General features: G+C 40.3%; 15 protein-coding genes and 1 tRNA gene. 11 read left to right on the top strand and 5 right to left on the bottom strand.

Annotated features, from left to right (window positions below):
* The first annotated feature begins 18 nt into the window (after positions 1–18).
* Positions 19–1,278 carry an MFS transporter gene (locus ACPPVU_RS00930; protein ID WP_426669809.1) on the top strand — a complete coding sequence of 420 codons (1,260 nt, stop codon included), beginning with the start codon at positions 19–21 and terminating at the stop codon, positions 1,276–1,278.
* Here the strand turns inward: ACPPVU_RS00930 and ACPPVU_RS00925 are convergent.
* Positions 1,275–2,372, bottom strand: a complete 1,098-nt coding sequence (locus ACPPVU_RS00925; protein ID WP_426669808.1) for an endo-1,4-beta-xylanase — start codon at positions 2,370–2,372, stop codon at positions 1,275–1,277. The genes ACPPVU_RS00930 and ACPPVU_RS00925 overlap by 4 nt on opposite strands.
* A gap of 47 nt (positions 2,373–2,419) precedes the next feature.
* Complete coding sequence (locus ACPPVU_RS00920) at positions 2,420–3,565, bottom strand: DUF4249 domain-containing protein (RefSeq protein ID WP_426669807.1); 1,146 nt, start codon at positions 3,563–3,565, stop codon at positions 2,420–2,422.
* A gap of 211 nt (positions 3,566–3,776) precedes the next feature.
* Between ACPPVU_RS00920 and ACPPVU_RS00915 the strand changes: the two genes are divergently transcribed.
* From ACPPVU_RS00915 to ACPPVU_RS00905, 3 genes are all read left to right on the top strand, one after another.
* Positions 3,777–3,850: transfer RNA gene (locus tag ACPPVU_RS00915), tRNA-Pro, on the top strand.
* Between the two features lie 195 nt (positions 3,851–4,045).
* Complete coding sequence (locus ACPPVU_RS00910; RefSeq protein ID WP_426669806.1) at positions 4,046–4,792, top strand: SDR family NAD(P)-dependent oxidoreductase; 747 nt, start codon at positions 4,046–4,048, stop codon at positions 4,790–4,792.
* Between the two features lie 184 nt (positions 4,793–4,976).
* Complete coding sequence (locus tag ACPPVU_RS00905) at positions 4,977–5,558, top strand: TetR/AcrR family transcriptional regulator (protein WP_426669805.1); 582 nt, start codon at positions 4,977–4,979, stop codon at positions 5,556–5,558.
* 344 nt (positions 5,559–5,902) lie between these two features.
* On the opposite strand, the gene ACPPVU_RS00900 is transcribed toward ACPPVU_RS00905, so the two are convergent.
* Positions 5,903–6,988: a hypothetical protein gene (locus ACPPVU_RS00900; RefSeq protein ID WP_426669804.1), complete on the bottom strand. Its 1,086-nt coding sequence runs from the start codon at positions 6,986–6,988 to the stop codon at positions 5,903–5,905.
* Positions 6,989–6,992: 4 nt separating this feature from the next.
* Positions 6,993–8,348, bottom strand: a complete 1,356-nt coding sequence (locus tag ACPPVU_RS00895) for an MBOAT family O-acyltransferase (RefSeq protein ID WP_426669803.1) — start codon at positions 8,346–8,348, stop codon at positions 6,993–6,995.
* Positions 8,349–8,820: 472 nt separating this feature from the next.
* Between ACPPVU_RS00895 and ACPPVU_RS00890 the strand changes: the two genes are divergently transcribed.
* The 7 genes from ACPPVU_RS00890 (at position 8,821) to ACPPVU_RS00860 (ending at position 13,213) form a co-directional block, all read left to right on the top strand.
* Entirely contained in the window at positions 8,821–9,711 is an 891-nt protein-coding gene (locus ACPPVU_RS00890; protein WP_426669802.1) for a LamG domain-containing protein, read from the top strand.
* A gap of 245 nt (positions 9,712–9,956) precedes the next feature.
* Complete coding sequence (locus ACPPVU_RS00885) at positions 9,957–10,145, top strand: hypothetical protein (protein WP_426669801.1); 189 nt, start codon at positions 9,957–9,959, stop codon at positions 10,143–10,145.
* Positions 10,146–10,276: 131 nt separating this feature from the next.
* A complete protein-coding gene (locus tag ACPPVU_RS00880; RefSeq protein ID WP_426669800.1) occupies positions 10,277–10,477 on the top strand; it encodes a hypothetical protein in 201 nt (66 codons plus the stop codon).
* A 168-nt stretch (positions 10,478–10,645) separates the two neighbouring features.
* Positions 10,646–11,200 carry a hypothetical protein gene (locus ACPPVU_RS00875; RefSeq protein WP_426669799.1) on the top strand — a complete coding sequence of 185 codons (555 nt, stop codon included), beginning with the start codon at positions 10,646–10,648 and terminating at the stop codon, positions 11,198–11,200.
* A gap of 29 nt (positions 11,201–11,229) precedes the next feature.
* Positions 11,230–12,078, top strand: a complete 849-nt coding sequence (locus ACPPVU_RS00870; protein WP_426669798.1) for a 3-keto-disaccharide hydrolase — start codon at positions 11,230–11,232, stop codon at positions 12,076–12,078.
* 89 nt (positions 12,079–12,167) lie between these two features.
* Entirely contained in the window at positions 12,168–12,809 is a 642-nt protein-coding gene (locus tag ACPPVU_RS00865; protein ID WP_426669797.1) for a dihydrofolate reductase family protein, read from the top strand.
* Positions 12,810–12,976: 167 nt separating this feature from the next.
* A complete protein-coding gene (locus ACPPVU_RS00860) occupies positions 12,977–13,213 on the top strand; it encodes a hypothetical protein (protein ID WP_426669796.1) in 237 nt (78 codons plus the stop codon).
* 4 nt (positions 13,214–13,217) lie between these two features.
* Here ACPPVU_RS00860 and ACPPVU_RS00855 read toward each other — a convergent pair whose 3' ends face one another.
* The gene (locus ACPPVU_RS00855) at positions 13,218–14,669 is read right to left on the bottom strand and encodes a PLP-dependent aminotransferase family protein (RefSeq protein WP_426669795.1); all 1,452 of its coding nucleotides are present in this window, start codon (positions 14,667–14,669) and stop codon (positions 13,218–13,220) included.
* Positions 14,670–14,695: the final 26 nt, after the last annotated feature.

The raw sequence follows: 14,695 nt of genomic DNA, 5'->3' as shown, positions 1-14,695 counted from the left end.
CTGTGTGAAAGACTATAGATGAAAATTACAACATTCAGTGCATTTAGAGGCCGTAACTACCGGCTATATTTTACAGGGCAATCAATTTCTTTGGTCGGGACGTGGATGCAAAAGACCGCGGTAAGCTGGGTGATATACGACCTTACCCATTCCACTTTTATGCTGGGTTTGACATTGTTTGCCAGCCAGTTCCCATCATTTTTGTTTTCATTGCTCGGTGGTGTGGTATCCGACAGGTATAACCGTTTCAGGGTTTTGTTGGGTACGCAAATCGCCTCCATGGTTCAGGCTTCAATTTTGGCTATACTGATATTGGCGGGACATTACGCGGTGTGGGAGATACTGTCGCTAAGTGTAATGCTCGGTTTAATCAATGCTTTTGATGTGCCCGCAAGGCAATCACTGGTTTATGAGATGATTGAAGACAAAAAAGATTTGCCTAATGCACTAGCCCTCAACTCATCCATGGTGAATTTGTCAAGATTGATTGGCCCTGCAATAGCCGGATTTGTACTGGAGAAATTTGGCGACGGCACTTGCTTTTTGTTGAACGCCCTAAGCTTTCTCGCGGTGATCGGTTCCTTATTATTGATGCGGCTCCCTGCATATATAAAACAGGTGCATACAAAAAATGCCTTTGGCGAAATGCGCGAAGGTTTAAGTTATTTGAAAAAGACCCCATCACTCGCCTTTGTGATTGTGATGCTGGGTTTGATCAGTTTATTTGTACTGCCTTTTAGTACACTGTTGCCAGTGTATGCAAAGGACATTTTTAAAGGAACGGCATCCACTTTTGGTATTATTGACAGCGTGATCGGTTTGGGTGCATTTAGTGGCGCTATATTTTTAGCCTCATTAAAACCCGGAAGTAATTTGAAAAAGATACTGGCTATTAATACACTGATATTCGGAGCTGGGCTTGTGCTGTTTTCGCACGAGGGCAATTATCCGCTGGCACTGGTATTTGCTACGGTTGCAGGGTTTGGTATGATGTCACAAGTCACGGTGAGCAACACGTTGATCCAAACCACCGTTGAACCCAATATGCGAGGTAGAGTGATCAGCTTTTATGCGATGGCCTTTTTCGGGATGCAACCGCTTGGCGGACTCCTGATCGGTTCCCTATCAAAATGGATAGGCACACCTGATACGATGCTGGCCGAGGGAATATTTGCTTTACTTATAGGTTTGCTTCATTTTCGTTATTTACGCAAGCAGGCATTGAAAAAACAACAGCCGGTACCTGCGCTTGGTGAGCAAAATGTGCAGGTTGTTTAATCTTTTAATCCTTTTAGCAAACCAAAATAAGCGGCTTTCTTTTTATAATCGCTATCAAACAGCAATGGCCAGTCTTTCCGGTGAAAAAAGGCAGGTATCCAACTGTCTGCATCACAAAACTCCCAGGTAGTTATTCCATATTGCTGTGCAGCGGGGACCGTGGCCCGATAGGTTTCCGCAATAAACCGGTATTTGGCTGCTTGTGTAGTTTGCAGATCGCTGGTAAAAACAATGTTTGGATCATTGTTAGGGTTTACTGAAATATCCAGTTCAGAAATATGAACTTTTAACCCGGTTGCGGCAAGTCTTTTTAAAGCCGCTGTAATGCCGGCATTACTGGCATTAATGTCAATATGCATCTGCATTCCAACGCCGGATATAGGAATTCCACGATTTTTCAAACTGGTTACAAGCGCTATGATCGAGTCGAGCTTTACGCCGCCCCATTCCTGGCCATAATCATTATAAAATAAAAGAGCATTAGGGTCAGCTTCATGTGCATATTGAAAGGCACGGGCAATATAGTCAGCTCCCAGGTGCTGCCGCCAGATACTGCCATCACCCGGATTTACATCTTTGTTACGCAAAGTCCCATCATCATCCCTGATGGCTTCGTTCACTACATCCCATGACGCTACCTGTCCTTTATAATGTGTCGCCTCGCTTTCAATGTGTGTTTTAAAAAGATTTTCCCAGGCAAGCGAATCCCCCTGGAAATTGATTACCCAGTTTGGCAGTGCCTGGTGCCATATAAAATTATGTGCATGCACCCGCATGTGGTGTTGCGTTGCAAAAGCAACGATATAATCCCCGTCAGCATAATTAAACACCCCCTGTTGCGGTTCTACCCAGTCAAACTTTAATTGATAATCAGAAGTAACGCTGTTGTATTCATTTATTAGCGTCCCCTGGTAATTATAACTGCCTTTTATGGCATCAGATCCAACAGCAGAACCCATAAGGAAGGGTGCGGTTGATTGTAGTGTTGGATCAGCGGTTGGGGCAGGATTGGATTTCTTTTTACAAGCTCCTGCAAATAACAGCACGTTTATTAATAGCACAAAACAACAGCAATTTCTTAAGGGAATGATCATCAGTTATAAAAAGTGTCTTATGCTTAAATTGAATTTTTAGGGATTACTCATTGCCACCAATATGGCGCCTGCCGGGTTCCTCTGATGGTACAATCAGTACACTGTATGTTACTATATAAATAGCCTATTAATGACCCTCCGGAATAAAGGCCCTGGGTAGGAATAAAATCAATAGGTGGGTTAATCAGGATATTTTGAACGTCTGAGAGTTTTGCAGTATCCTCTTTACAATCATATGGATAAATTGGCAATACGTTGCCGGGAAGATCATCATGGGAGATGTAAATTCTTTTTGATTGAACATTTGTAGCAACCACATAACCAACAACAGGTTCGCTGGGGTTATTAACGTTATGTATATTTCCGCTGATCTGTGAAGGCTGGGCATCAAAAATGCTACCAAGCTGCTCGGTGTTTTTTTGAATGTTTTGAAAAAAATTAAAAGCATCTTGTGTTAGTGCATATTGCCTTAACAACATAGAATACCTTTTTTCTACTTTTTCTGATGTTAAAGGAATTTGGGTTATTGGCCCCTGGTAAACTATATCCTTACTCAATTTTTCTGTTGAATTTAAAACGATATGCGATGATACGTCACTTGCAAAGCAGTTAAATATCTGTTGGCTGGCAGGTCTGGATATTATTGTATTAGTACTGGGTTCCAAAACAAAATCTGATCCGTATTTTGAATGAAACGCCCAGTTTTCATCATAATTCCAAAGATAAAAACGGGTCTTGTTTGTCGCATCATGTGCATTTACATATAAATTGATGATGCCATTTTGTATGTTATAACCAATGCTATCAATAGGCGGGGTTTGTTTTACTTCGACAAAATCTGACAGGTATTGCTTAGAACCATCAATAATCCTTAACCTGTATCGTTGGGTAGGTGAGACGCCTATATCATAATTAAAATAATGACCATTGCCATTGATATCAAATAAAGGTACGGAGCCATTTTGTTCACCCTCAATGGTTACAGTAGCATTTAATACCGGGTTGGTGGCTGTTTTATCAGTAAGTTTAACAGTCCGGCTTATTTTTATAACGGTTGAATCCACCGCTAAATTAATTACGCCATCTACCACAAGGTAACTTGCTGAGGTAGATGTTGCAGGAGGATTATAAGGTTTCCGGCAGCAAAACAAAGTCAATATTAATACATAAAAAAAAACACGAAATTCTCTCATCGGAATAGGTACTTGGTTTAAGGGCAGTATCCAAATATAACTTTGTGTTTTTAAATTACATACCTATAACTAAAAATTTATTTTTCGGATTTATCAGTGTAATTAATGCAGAAGTTATTTTCAAAATACAATCGGGGCAAATCTTATTGTGATAAATTAGCTTTTCACTTAATGTCAACTTACCTATATTTGTTGCCCACAAGGGTTTTTTCGGGATGTAGCGTAGCCCGGTATCGCGCCAGCATGGGGTGCTGGAGGTCGGAAGTTCGAATCTTCTCATCCCGACTTTAAAATCAAGGACTTATGAATTAAAATCATAAGTCCTTTTTTATTGGGTCAAACATAGGTCAAACATTTTTGCGTGAAAGCGTTAAACAATTTTCCAAAATATGACATTCCTATAGATAAAAAAACGGAATAAAAGTTCCAAAATGAAAACAAAGCGTCTACTTTTGGGAATAAAAATTCCAATAAATTAAAATGATAACATTAAAAGATAAAATCGCTTTTGTAACCGGTGGTACACGCGGCATGGGACGAGCAATTGTTAACCGTTTTGCATCTGAAGGTGCTACAGTTGCGTTCACTTATGTAAATTCAGATGAAAAGGCGCAAGCTTTAGTTTCACAAATTGAGCAAGCCGGAGGAACGGCCCTGGGAATTAAGGCTGATGGCGGAGTCCGGGGATCAGTTGAAAAGGCAATAGATCAAGCTGCAACAATATTCGGGAAGATCGATATATTGGTCAACAACGCGGCTGTATCCGTAGCCGGACCTTTACATACTGCAGCCGACCGAAGTGCGGATTATGACCGCCAGATAGACGTGAACATCCGTTCCGTCGCAGAGGCGGTAAGAACGGCGCAAAAATATATGCCCGATGGTGGACGCATCATCAATATTGGCTCGGTAGGTGGCAGTCGGATCGGCGGCCCTCAAATGACGGACTATATTGCTACTAAAGCTGCTATCTCGGCTTATACCCGCGGGTTGGCATGGGATCTTGCGCCGAGAAACATTACGGCAAATACAGTAGAGCCGGGTGCAATTGATACTGATATGATGCCGGCTGATCCGGCTACACGCGAAGCATATATGAATGTAATACCTCTCAGGCGTTTAGGCAAGCCAGAAGAAATAGCAGCTATGGTGAATTTCCTGGCAGGACCAGAATCTGCTTATATCACTGGTACCAGCTTTAAAGTTGATGGTGGTATCACAGCATAAAAACTTTCAGCGACGATCATCAATAGCTGGGTTCAAACCCTGCAAATATTATCCAGTCCAAAATGTGCTGAATTAAAGGCGAGGAAATCAACCTCGCTTTTTTCATAATAATTGAGCTGTAATTATTTTGCTATTTTACGTGTTAATCTGTTCTGCAAAGAACACATAATATTTAAAAATATATATGGGGCGTATTAAGAATTTCATTGAGGAGGAAACACTCGACAAAGCCATTGAACTGTTTCAGCTTCAAGGTTATCGTACAACATCACCAGAAGAAATTGTGAAGTTTTTGGGTATTAGCAGATCTAGCTTGTATGCCACATTTGGAGACAAGCGGGGCCTTTTACTCAAAGCACTTAACCGATATCGGAAGCTTACCGCTGATTCGCTTGAGAAGATAACCTTGGAAAGCAAGGACGGTGTTGAAGGTATTGAACGAATTTTTGATATTTCTGTCACAGGTTGCTATCACCCTGGATTACCCAGCGGCTGCTTTATGGTGAATTCAATCATTGAGTTCGGTCCAGAAGACGGTGATGCCCTTCAAATAGTAAAAGACAGTTATGAAGATTGTAGGAATGCCTTGCTTCATTTCGTCAAGATGGGAAAGAAAAGTAAACCAACATTCAAAAAATTGAATGTTGAAACTACTACTGACTATTTAATAAATGCTATTTCCGGAATGGTTGTATCTGCAAAAGTGGGAATGGATGAAGCCGCATGCAGGCGCCTGGCAGAACAGACTTTATCGGTATTAAAATAGTTTGACAAAGCTGAATGACCGCAAAAAGGTTTATGCATACGCTGATTTGCTAGTATACCTTAAACAAGCATTTACAATTATAACAATGAACGGCCCTGTAACAGGTAATACTGCTTTGTAAAGAGATATTAAGACCACCTTTAGCAGCGATTTTAATCCCTCATTTAAGAAGTTTGGATTGTTATTGATAAGGAATACAAGTTGTTTAACAGGTAGTGGAGAGCTCATAAAAAGCACTTATTCATTCAATTTTAGCTTACCGGGTGCAAAACAAAATCTGGTCCAAACACGTGTTTTTTTATGCTTAATTAATGCTGCCCGTATACAAGCTGACACAGCTTCTTTTATTTTTTTAACTGGCCGCTCTGTTTGTTTAATTCCGTGTTAACAGCATCCAGCCATATTTCCCAACCCTTATTATTCCAGTGGGTATCTCCATTTGTATATAATTCAGATGGGTTCGGATAATGAGAGAAAGCCTTAAATATATCAATAAAAGGAACGCCCATCGAGTCCGCTCTTTTTTCCAGTACAGGAATCAATCCATTATAATAGACTGGTTGTAAAATAGTAGCAGGATTAGGAATGATGGAGAAATAGACCTCGTCAAAGCCCTCCTTTTTATAGTGTTTATAAATGGTATCTATATTACTACAAAGCGTGTTTATTTCTGTAGACTTCATAGCCTCGTAACAACTCAATATGTCATGAGCAGCAATGGTTTGTCTTAAAAAGAGATGTTTTCCATTCTCCGACAAGGCAACATCGCCGGAAACCCGATTGAAATACTGGTAATTCATTTCAGCTTTTAATTCCCGTATCCAGTTAATACAATTGTAATTGAACAGGTTGTATTCAATGTTTTGATTGATATCCGGGTTAAACAGATCCGTTACATGAACACCACCCAGGCCCAGGGAAGCATAATGTGCAGGGGAGTTGCTATAGGAATACAAAAAGGAGAGGGCGCTTTTATCCTTCTGAACATGATCAAAAATCACCAGGTATTTGAAATAAATGCGTACAAACCGCTCTCCGTTTTCAATAATAAGGATGTTCTTTTTATTTGGATCGAGTTTATAGTGTAAATCTGTAAAATCCCTTCTGCCAAGCTGAAACTTATTTACATGTGCATATGAATAATCAGGAATATGTATCACATAACTATCGGCCCATACATACAGATTTATATTCCTGTTGACGGTATCCGGCGACCGTTTAAAAACAAAATTGGTATGCTGCAGGAACTTCGGTTCCTTATCAAGAAATGCCATATTGACCAGGTCGCCCCCATCAGCCCGGTGTATCCCAAAAGCACCAGTCCAGCCGTATCGTTTATCGGAAACATATTTCATCATGCCCCTGGAAGTTGACATTACAAGAACAGCCATCCCGATGATGATAAATAGCCAGGAGAATACCCTTTTCATAACACTAAAATTGGAAGTAGATAAATTGGTTTTCATTAAATACGCCCAGAAAGTAACACGCAATAACGATTACACCTGTATAACAGGCAAAAAGGCGGTTGTCTTTTATATAATGCCCTCTGTATTTATACTCCCTTACAAGCATAATACCAATCAGGATCATTGACAATGCCAGTTCCATATTATTGACACCGGTTTTGGATAATCCGTGTCGGAAACTAAAAATGCCATACAGATAATGTAATGCATCGTGCAGGTTAGGGGCGCGGAAGAAAATCCACAGCAAAGTCACCAATAGAAAATTAATACTTATAAAAGCGATCTTTCCTGCAGAAAGGGCTGTATCCTTGCTCTTTCTGCTGCCCGGGGAAAAAGCGGTCAGAATGCCATGCAAGCCACCCCAAACAACAAATGTCCAGTTAGCGCCATGCCACAGGCCACTCAACAAAAAAACGATCATTATATTCAGTTTTCTCCGCCTGTTACCCAAACGATTGCCGCCCAACGGAATATAGACGTAATCCCTAAACCAGGTGGACAATGAAATGTGCCACCGGCTCCAGAACTGGGGCATTGTATGCGCCCGATAAGGCTCATTAAAATTCTCCATTAGGCCAATTCCCATTACTTTAGCAGCGCCTATGCCGATATCAGAATAACCTGAAAAATCGCAATATATCTGAAAAGAATATAAAGCGGCCCCCAGCAGCAAGTGCAGAGAAGACTGTGTATTGATATGATCAAAAGAATAGTCCACCACAGCAGCAATACGATCAGCAATGACCACTTTTTTAAACAATCCCCACAGCATCCTGGTAAGCCCTTCCTTTACATTGTCCCACTTGTATTCCTGGCGGGTACGGAGCTGGGGAAGCATATTCTGGGGCCGCTCTATTGGGCCGGCCACCAGCTGTGGATAAAACATCACATACAATGCATAAGTAAAAAAATCGCGTTCCGGAGCTTGTTTTCCCCGGTACACTTCAATGGTATAGCTCATGGCCTGAAAAGTATGAAAGGACAGACCGATAGGGAGAAGAATATCAAATATGGGCACATGTTTCCGGGGGAAGACCATCTGTAGGAAAGGCTCCAGATTGCCCAGTATAAAATTGAAATACTTGAAATAAGCCAGGATGCCGATATTAGCTGCTAAACTTATGATGAGCCATGTTTTACGCAGATGGCCTTTGTTGCGTGCTATCTGCAAACCTGCAAAATAATCGATCACGATTGTTCCTCCCAAAATAAGGATATACTTGGGAACAAATGACATGTAGAAATAACAGCTGGCTATCAAAAGGAGAAATGTTCTGGCTTTCTGGCTGGATAGCCGGTAGTACATAAGCGTTACTACCATGAAAAAGATAAGGAATTGCAGCGAGTTGAATAGCATCGATGATATTACGTCGAAAAGTATTAAGAGTTGCCTTATTTAACATAGAATGTAATAATATTTTTCGAATAAGCAGACCGCAAAAGCCACCAAATGAAAGCACATTATATGTGCCCTATTCGGTGCCCGTCCTTGTTTATTTTCGATATAACATACTGAAAATTATAGATTTAAATAGCCGGATAATCGTCCCGTCATCCCGACATTGAATAAGAAAGCCAAGGAAATATTTCCGGCTTTCTTATTTATAATTCCACTATAATATTAATATTGTGAAGGCGACTTCAAGAACAGTTCAATCAATTCCCTCGCCTACAAAACCCGTTAAAACACCCCGTTAAATACCGTTAAAACACTGTGGCTTAAAGGCTGTTATAGTTTATATTTTTATAGCTCATCTATTTAAAATTTAACCTTTTCTCTAAAATCAAAAGCCATGAAAAATTTTACTTTTCTTATTGGTGCAATCGCGTTTGCGCTTTTACTAAACTCTTGTCAAAAAGAAAGCAGTCCCGCCCCGGCAGCCACATCAGGCACCAGTCCCGATCTTAAAACAAACAGCCTCAATTTTACTGCAAATGCAAATTGTTTTGGATCCGGCAATGCAGTGAAGACCATAAAAAATGGACTTGTAGGCTATTACCCTTTTTTAGGTAATGCAAACGATGAAAGTGGTAATAATAATAATGGAATTTTGAGGGATTTTACCGATGCCGGAAACAATCTGATCGGCTTACCAACTTTAACCTATGATAAATACTGGCACCCAAATTCTGCTTATAAACTCAACGGTATATCAAACTTCATCCAGGTACCTAATGATCCGATGTCTTATGGTACAACGATAGACTCAAGTCAGCCTGGACAGGAACACATTAATAAATTCAGCATTTATATGAGGTTCAAAACAAATACCCCCGCAACTTTATTACAAATCGGTCATTTTGGTCTCGGCTCACCGTCCATTGCTTTGACAATTGATTCAGCAAAGAAGGTCATGGCCATTTGGTCATTTTATGTCTCTGGAGTAGGTACACTTACCGGAGAAAGTGTTTTTGCAACCACCGGACCAACTTGTGCGCCCACGAATTCATGGACTGATCTTGTAGTGAACTATAGCAATTCTAACTTAAGCATATATGTAAATGGAAGGTTAGCCGTAACACAACCATCGACTTTTTCAGATGGGTTCATAGGTGGCCAGATGTATATCGGAGCCCAGGATGCTACTTTCCCACAAAACTATTTAAAAGGATCTGTTGACGAGGTAAGGGTATATGACCGATCATTAACTAATAACGAAATAAATTACTTATTAAATCATTAGAAAATAAAATCTTAATCCCTGTATAAAGGGATTAATTAAGGCAGTTCAGTGCGTTTTTCGGTAAACGAATCCGGCCTGCCTTTTTTTGATTTGTTTGCTTTAGACTCTCCTAACGCAACAAATTATGACTTATACATTACACTAAATAAACCAATGTAACAAATTTATTTCAATAATTTAACGTTATAAGATAAACCTTTTTTTGTTATCAGCCGTTTAACAGATATATAATTTATTTACATATTATGAAATCGATATCAGTGCTAAGGAAAAAAGCTACAAAAATTCAGGAGGATATAAAGACCCTGCTGTTAGACAATTACCGTTATGACGAAAGTTTAGATGCCCGCTTAAACGTATTATCCAAGGTGACAAACTTACGTGAAGAATTAGCTATGTTACAGCGTGAATTAAGAGAGAGACAAGCCGCTTAACCAGGCGGCATTTCTTTTTTCTTTTCAGTGCTAAATAAAATTAAGTCAAAATAGTAACCCCCTTATCCTATCTGTCTGTAAACTTTCTTGCTTTATATTTATATTTTTCAATAGATTTAAGTAATGAAGCTATGAAATCACTAATAGACCTTTACAAGGAATCAACCGACATCAAATTAGAGATTAATATTTTGATATCGGAGAGCAACAATCTTGATAACCCGCTCGACTCAAGACTGTCACTACTTGCTCAAATAACTTCCATGCACCAAAAGCTTAATAATATTCTTCATGAAATAAGACTGAGACGTTCTGGCACAAATGTCGCATAGGCTAAAGTATCCATTATCACATTCTTGTTTCTATAATTCAGGAGTAAACTATTTACTGAAATTGTTTCTGGAGCCGGCTTTAAAAAGCTATTTCATATAGAATAAGCTTAAAATCTCTTTGCAAACTCAAATGTGTTTCCTTTGTTATTCATTAACAATCAATCTGATATGGAAACGACAAAAATCATCAAAGGCAATACCGAACAGGACGTATGGAGCCAGATCGAACAGGACCTGAACATAGATGAGATCGAGCATTACGAGGTATTGATTAAACAAGGGAATAAAGACATCGAATTTATAGTAGATATTGACCTGGGTGGTGGGTTTGAAGGCGGATCACAATACGCTATGCTGAGATCTCCTGTATTGGTGAATAGTAATTTCAAATTTGCTATTCACAATGAAGGTTTTATTGATGAGGTTGGCAAATTTTTTGGTATGCAGGATGTTGAAACAGGTTATGAGGAGTTAGATAAGCACCTCGTCATCAAAACCAATGATGAAAATAAGGTTCGCAGAATATTTGCAAGTGATACTGTGAGGAACATTTTCATTGCATTGGATAGTTTTCACTGCGGAATACATACGCACAACGATGATGGCGCACAACAACATTTTCTGGAACTTTATGTAGATGAAAACGTAGAGGATCTATTAGTATTGAAAAGTTTGTATAAAGCGTTTTATAATTTATTGATCGCAATTGAACAACCTGATTAATTCCTATCTTCGTTTAAACCTCTACAATTATGAAGCCTGCCAAACTATTATTACTGCCGATCCTTTGTGCCATTTTATTTGGCTTTACAACCTTCTTAAAAAAAGATCATTGGAAACAACTATTTAACGGGAAAGACCTCACCGGTTGGGATACCTATATCGGCCCCGATCTGGATGACACCGGGAAACCAATAAGCAGCACACCTATCGGTTTGAATAATGATCCCCGCCACGTTTTTACTATCGTGAAGGATAATGGTGAAAACATCATCCGTATTTCGGGCGAGAATTGGGGGGCTATATCTACCAAAGCCGAATACGAAAATTATCACCTGCAATTACAGTTTAAATGGGGCGCACTTTCATGGGGGCAAAAGAAGGGCAAAAAGAAAGACAGCGGTTTGTTATACCATTCCGTTGGTAAATACGGTGCAGACTATGGCGCCTGGATGCGGTCGCAGGAATTTCAGATAGAAGAAGGCAATTGCGGCGATTACTGGGGAGTAGCAGGTGGAATTGCTGATATGCCGGCAATTAAAAAATCAGGGACTGAATATATATACAGTCCGCAGGGAACACTGATGGTATTTAGCCAGGATAGTCCACAAAGCCGTCATTGCATTAAACAGGGGGATGGTGAAAACCCAACCGGCCAATGGAATACAGTAGACCTGTATTGCCACGGCGATACTAGTATTCACGTGGTGAACGGCAAAGTAATGATGGTGCTGTATCACAACAGACAGTTGGATAACGGCAAGGAATTGCCTCTTACCAAGGGAAAGATCCAGGTACAATCCGAGGGAGCTGAGGTTTTTTACAAACAGATAAAAATACAACCGATCGACCATTTACCGGCGGAATTGATCAAACAATAGTATATCGTCATAAACTCCCGCCATTATTGTCGCATTTGCATCTTCCTGGTTAAATTTTCAGGATATAACTTTGTGATAAAATAAGTGTTATGAGAAAGCTGATATTGAAAATGTCGGTATCTGTTGATGGATTTGTAGGTGGTCCCAATGGAGAGATCGACTGGCTGCTGAAAAGCATGGACGACGAAAGTGCTAAGTGGACTTCGGATACCATATGGCAAGCAGGTGTGCACATTATGGGCAGTCGTACATTCCACGATATGATGGCTTACTGGCCATATACTACTGAGCCCTTTGCGGCACCGATGAACGAGATCCCCAAAATTGCTTTTTCTAAAAAAGGGATCAAACCCGGAGACGAGGCTTTAACCACAATGGCACTAAGAGATGCCAAACTTTTGCAAGGCAATAAACAAGCGCCGGCAGCAGACGCTGTTTTAGCAGAATGGGCAAAAACCCCAATTTTAACTGGTGATCTGAGAGATGAGATCATCCGCCTTAAACAACAGCCGGGTAAGGATATTATAGCGCATGGCGGGGCAAGTTTCGCTCAAAGCCTTGTCAAAACAGGCCTTATTGATGAATACAGGCTTTTGGTTCACCCTGTAGCTTTGGGTACCGGTTTACCTTTGTTTTCCGCATTGGAAAAACCACTTTATCTTCAATTGATAGATACAGTGGCATTTAAAGGTGGGGCAGTGGCCCATGTATACCGGTCTACTGAAAAATAAAAAGAATTATTGAGGCTTATCATTTTTAATATTTGTTGTTAGTAAAACTATTTTTTTTATTTGTCCGAAGCTGGTAAAGCGAATTATGCCGCTCTAATTAATTTCTAAAAAAGGAAACAAACTCCTTTAACTGTTGTAATTTTATAATACATTAAAATAATAAGACCATGATTACTCCGGATAAAATTCCAGTTGATGATTCTGACGATTCAGGAGCAGAAGATCAAGTAAGCCAGCAGGATATCCACTCAAACGGTTTGGACGAACAATTCGATCCGAATTCTCCGGACAGTTCTGCGCCGATTGATCTATTGCAACAGGCATCAGATGCATCCGAAGCTTCTTTCACATTGGATTTAGGCAGAGATATTGCCCCTAAGGGAGGCGTCAAGAAAAAAGAATAAGGCTTTAGGCTTTGATGTTATCCAGGGTTTTGATCAATTCGCCCAAAATCTTAAAGCTTTGCTCTACCATATTGTCGTAGGGTATACCAAAACTAATGCGTATAAAATTAGTGAACCGGGCATCCGTACTAAAAATTTGCCCTGGTGCAATGCTGATATGGCGTGTCATTGCTGCTTGGTAAAGCTCAAAAGCATTAACGCTTTTATCCAGCTCGATCCATAAAGCATAACCACCCTGTGGCCTGCTTATTTTGGTATTCTCAGGAAAATGGGTAGCTATAGCCTGGGTATACCTGAGACATTGCGTATATAAAGTTCTGCGAAGATTTCGCATGTGCAGATCATAACGCCCGGTTTCGAAAAAATGAGCAATGGCGGCCTGGGTAGGAGTGGCCGAACTAATGGTATGCATCATTTTGATATTAATGATCTGATCTTTGAATCTGCCTGGTATACACCAACCCACGCGATAACCCGGGGCTAGCGATTTTGAAACCGATGAGCATAGCATTACCCAGCCTTCCGTATCAAAGCTTTTGCAGGTGCGTGGCCGGCTTTTACCAAAATAGATTTCGCCATAAATATCATCCTCAATCAATGGGATCTTTTTATCGGTTAAAAGAGTAACCAATTGCTGCTTTCGCTCATCTGGCATACAGCAGCCAATTGGATTGCTAAAATTGGGTACAAACAAACAGGCTTTTATATCTACTTTGTCTATTGCCTGTGCCAGGTAGTCAATATCAATTCCTGTATCCGGGTCAACGGGGATTTCTAATACCTTTAAGTCGAGGCTCAGCATAACATTAAATATCCCGAAATAGGTTGGACTTTCTATAGCAACTGTATCGCCGGGTTTGGTTAGGGCACGCAAGCAAAATATCAGGGCTTCCATACAACCCTGGGTGGTTACTACATCGTTTTCGGTAATGCGGCCTCCCCAGTTGAAAGCATTTTTAGCGATCTGCTTTCGTAAGGAAACGTTACCCTGCAGATTTTCATAATTAACATTGGCCGACGGGCTGTTACGCATCGCAGCCACCATTGATTTACTAAGCTTAGCCATCGGTATCAAACTTAATGGCGGGGCCGAGCGCGATAAACTTAACACACTATCTTCTGACATATTTTGATAGACCATAGCTATCATCTGTCCAACACTGGTTTGCTCAATATTTTTTAACGGAGGCTTAGTTTCCGGTGCTTTGGCAAACCGGGCTGACGAAAACTTTACGTAATAACCCGATTTCGGCCTTGCCTCAATCAGCCCCATATTTTCCAGTTCCACATAAGCTTTGTAGGCTGTGTTTATGCTGATACCTTGTTCCTGGCTTAACGCCCTTACCGAAGGCAGTTTATCACCTGATCTTAATAGATTTTGTTTGATCTGTTCTTCAATGCGCGATGCAATCTGCGCGTAAAGAAAATCATTATCAACAGTTTGAGGTCTTTCCATGAGAATCTGTTATGGTCAAAATTAAT

This window comes from Mucilaginibacter sp. McL0603, from assembly GCF_049992945.1.
Taxonomy (GTDB): domain Bacteria; phylum Bacteroidota; class Bacteroidia; order Sphingobacteriales; family Sphingobacteriaceae; genus Mucilaginibacter.
This window is presented reverse-complemented; position numbering and strand designations above follow the sequence as displayed.

What these genes read in the sequence shown, in the direction of transcription:
- ACPPVU_RS00890 (WP_426669802.1), top strand. Translation starts at nt 8,821, where the DNA reads ATGAAAAATTTTACTTTTCTTATTGGTGCAATCGCGTTTGCGCTTTTA.
- ACPPVU_RS00900 (WP_426669804.1), bottom strand. Translation starts at nt 6,988, where the DNA reads ATGAAAAGGGTATTCTCCTGGCTATTTATCATCATCGGGATGGCTGTT.
- ACPPVU_RS00905 (WP_426669805.1), top strand. Translation starts at nt 4,977, where the DNA reads ATGGGGCGTATTAAGAATTTCATTGAGGAGGAAACACTCGACAAAGCC.
- ACPPVU_RS00875 (WP_426669799.1), top strand. Translation starts at nt 10,646, where the DNA reads ATGGAAACGACAAAAATCATCAAAGGCAATACCGAACAGGACGTATGG.
- ACPPVU_RS00920 (WP_426669807.1), bottom strand. Translation starts at nt 3,565, where the DNA reads ATGAGAGAATTTCGTGTTTTTTTTTATGTATTAATATTGACTTTGTTT.
- ACPPVU_RS00855 (WP_426669795.1), bottom strand. Translation starts at nt 14,669, where the DNA reads ATGGAAAGACCTCAAACTGTTGATAATGATTTTCTTTACGCGCAGATT.
- ACPPVU_RS00930 (WP_426669809.1), top strand. Translation starts at nt 19, where the DNA reads ATGAAAATTACAACATTCAGTGCATTTAGAGGCCGTAACTACCGGCTA.
- ACPPVU_RS00885 (WP_426669801.1), top strand. Translation starts at nt 9,957, where the DNA reads ATGAAATCGATATCAGTGCTAAGGAAAAAAGCTACAAAAATTCAGGAG.
- ACPPVU_RS00910 (WP_426669806.1), top strand. Translation starts at nt 4,046, where the DNA reads ATGATAACATTAAAAGATAAAATCGCTTTTGTAACCGGTGGTACACGC.
- ACPPVU_RS00925 (WP_426669808.1), bottom strand. Translation starts at nt 2,372, where the DNA reads ATGATCATTCCCTTAAGAAATTGCTGTTGTTTTGTGCTATTAATAAAC.
- ACPPVU_RS00880 (WP_426669800.1), top strand. Translation starts at nt 10,277, where the DNA reads ATGAAATCACTAATAGACCTTTACAAGGAATCAACCGACATCAAATTA.
- ACPPVU_RS00870 (WP_426669798.1), top strand. Translation starts at nt 11,230, where the DNA reads ATGAAGCCTGCCAAACTATTATTACTGCCGATCCTTTGTGCCATTTTA.
- ACPPVU_RS00860 (WP_426669796.1), top strand. Translation starts at nt 12,977, where the DNA reads ATGATTACTCCGGATAAAATTCCAGTTGATGATTCTGACGATTCAGGA.
- ACPPVU_RS00895 (WP_426669803.1), bottom strand. Translation starts at nt 8,348, where the DNA reads ATGGTAGTAACGCTTATGTACTACCGGCTATCCAGCCAGAAAGCCAGA.
- ACPPVU_RS00865 (WP_426669797.1), top strand. Translation starts at nt 12,168, where the DNA reads ATGAGAAAGCTGATATTGAAAATGTCGGTATCTGTTGATGGATTTGTA.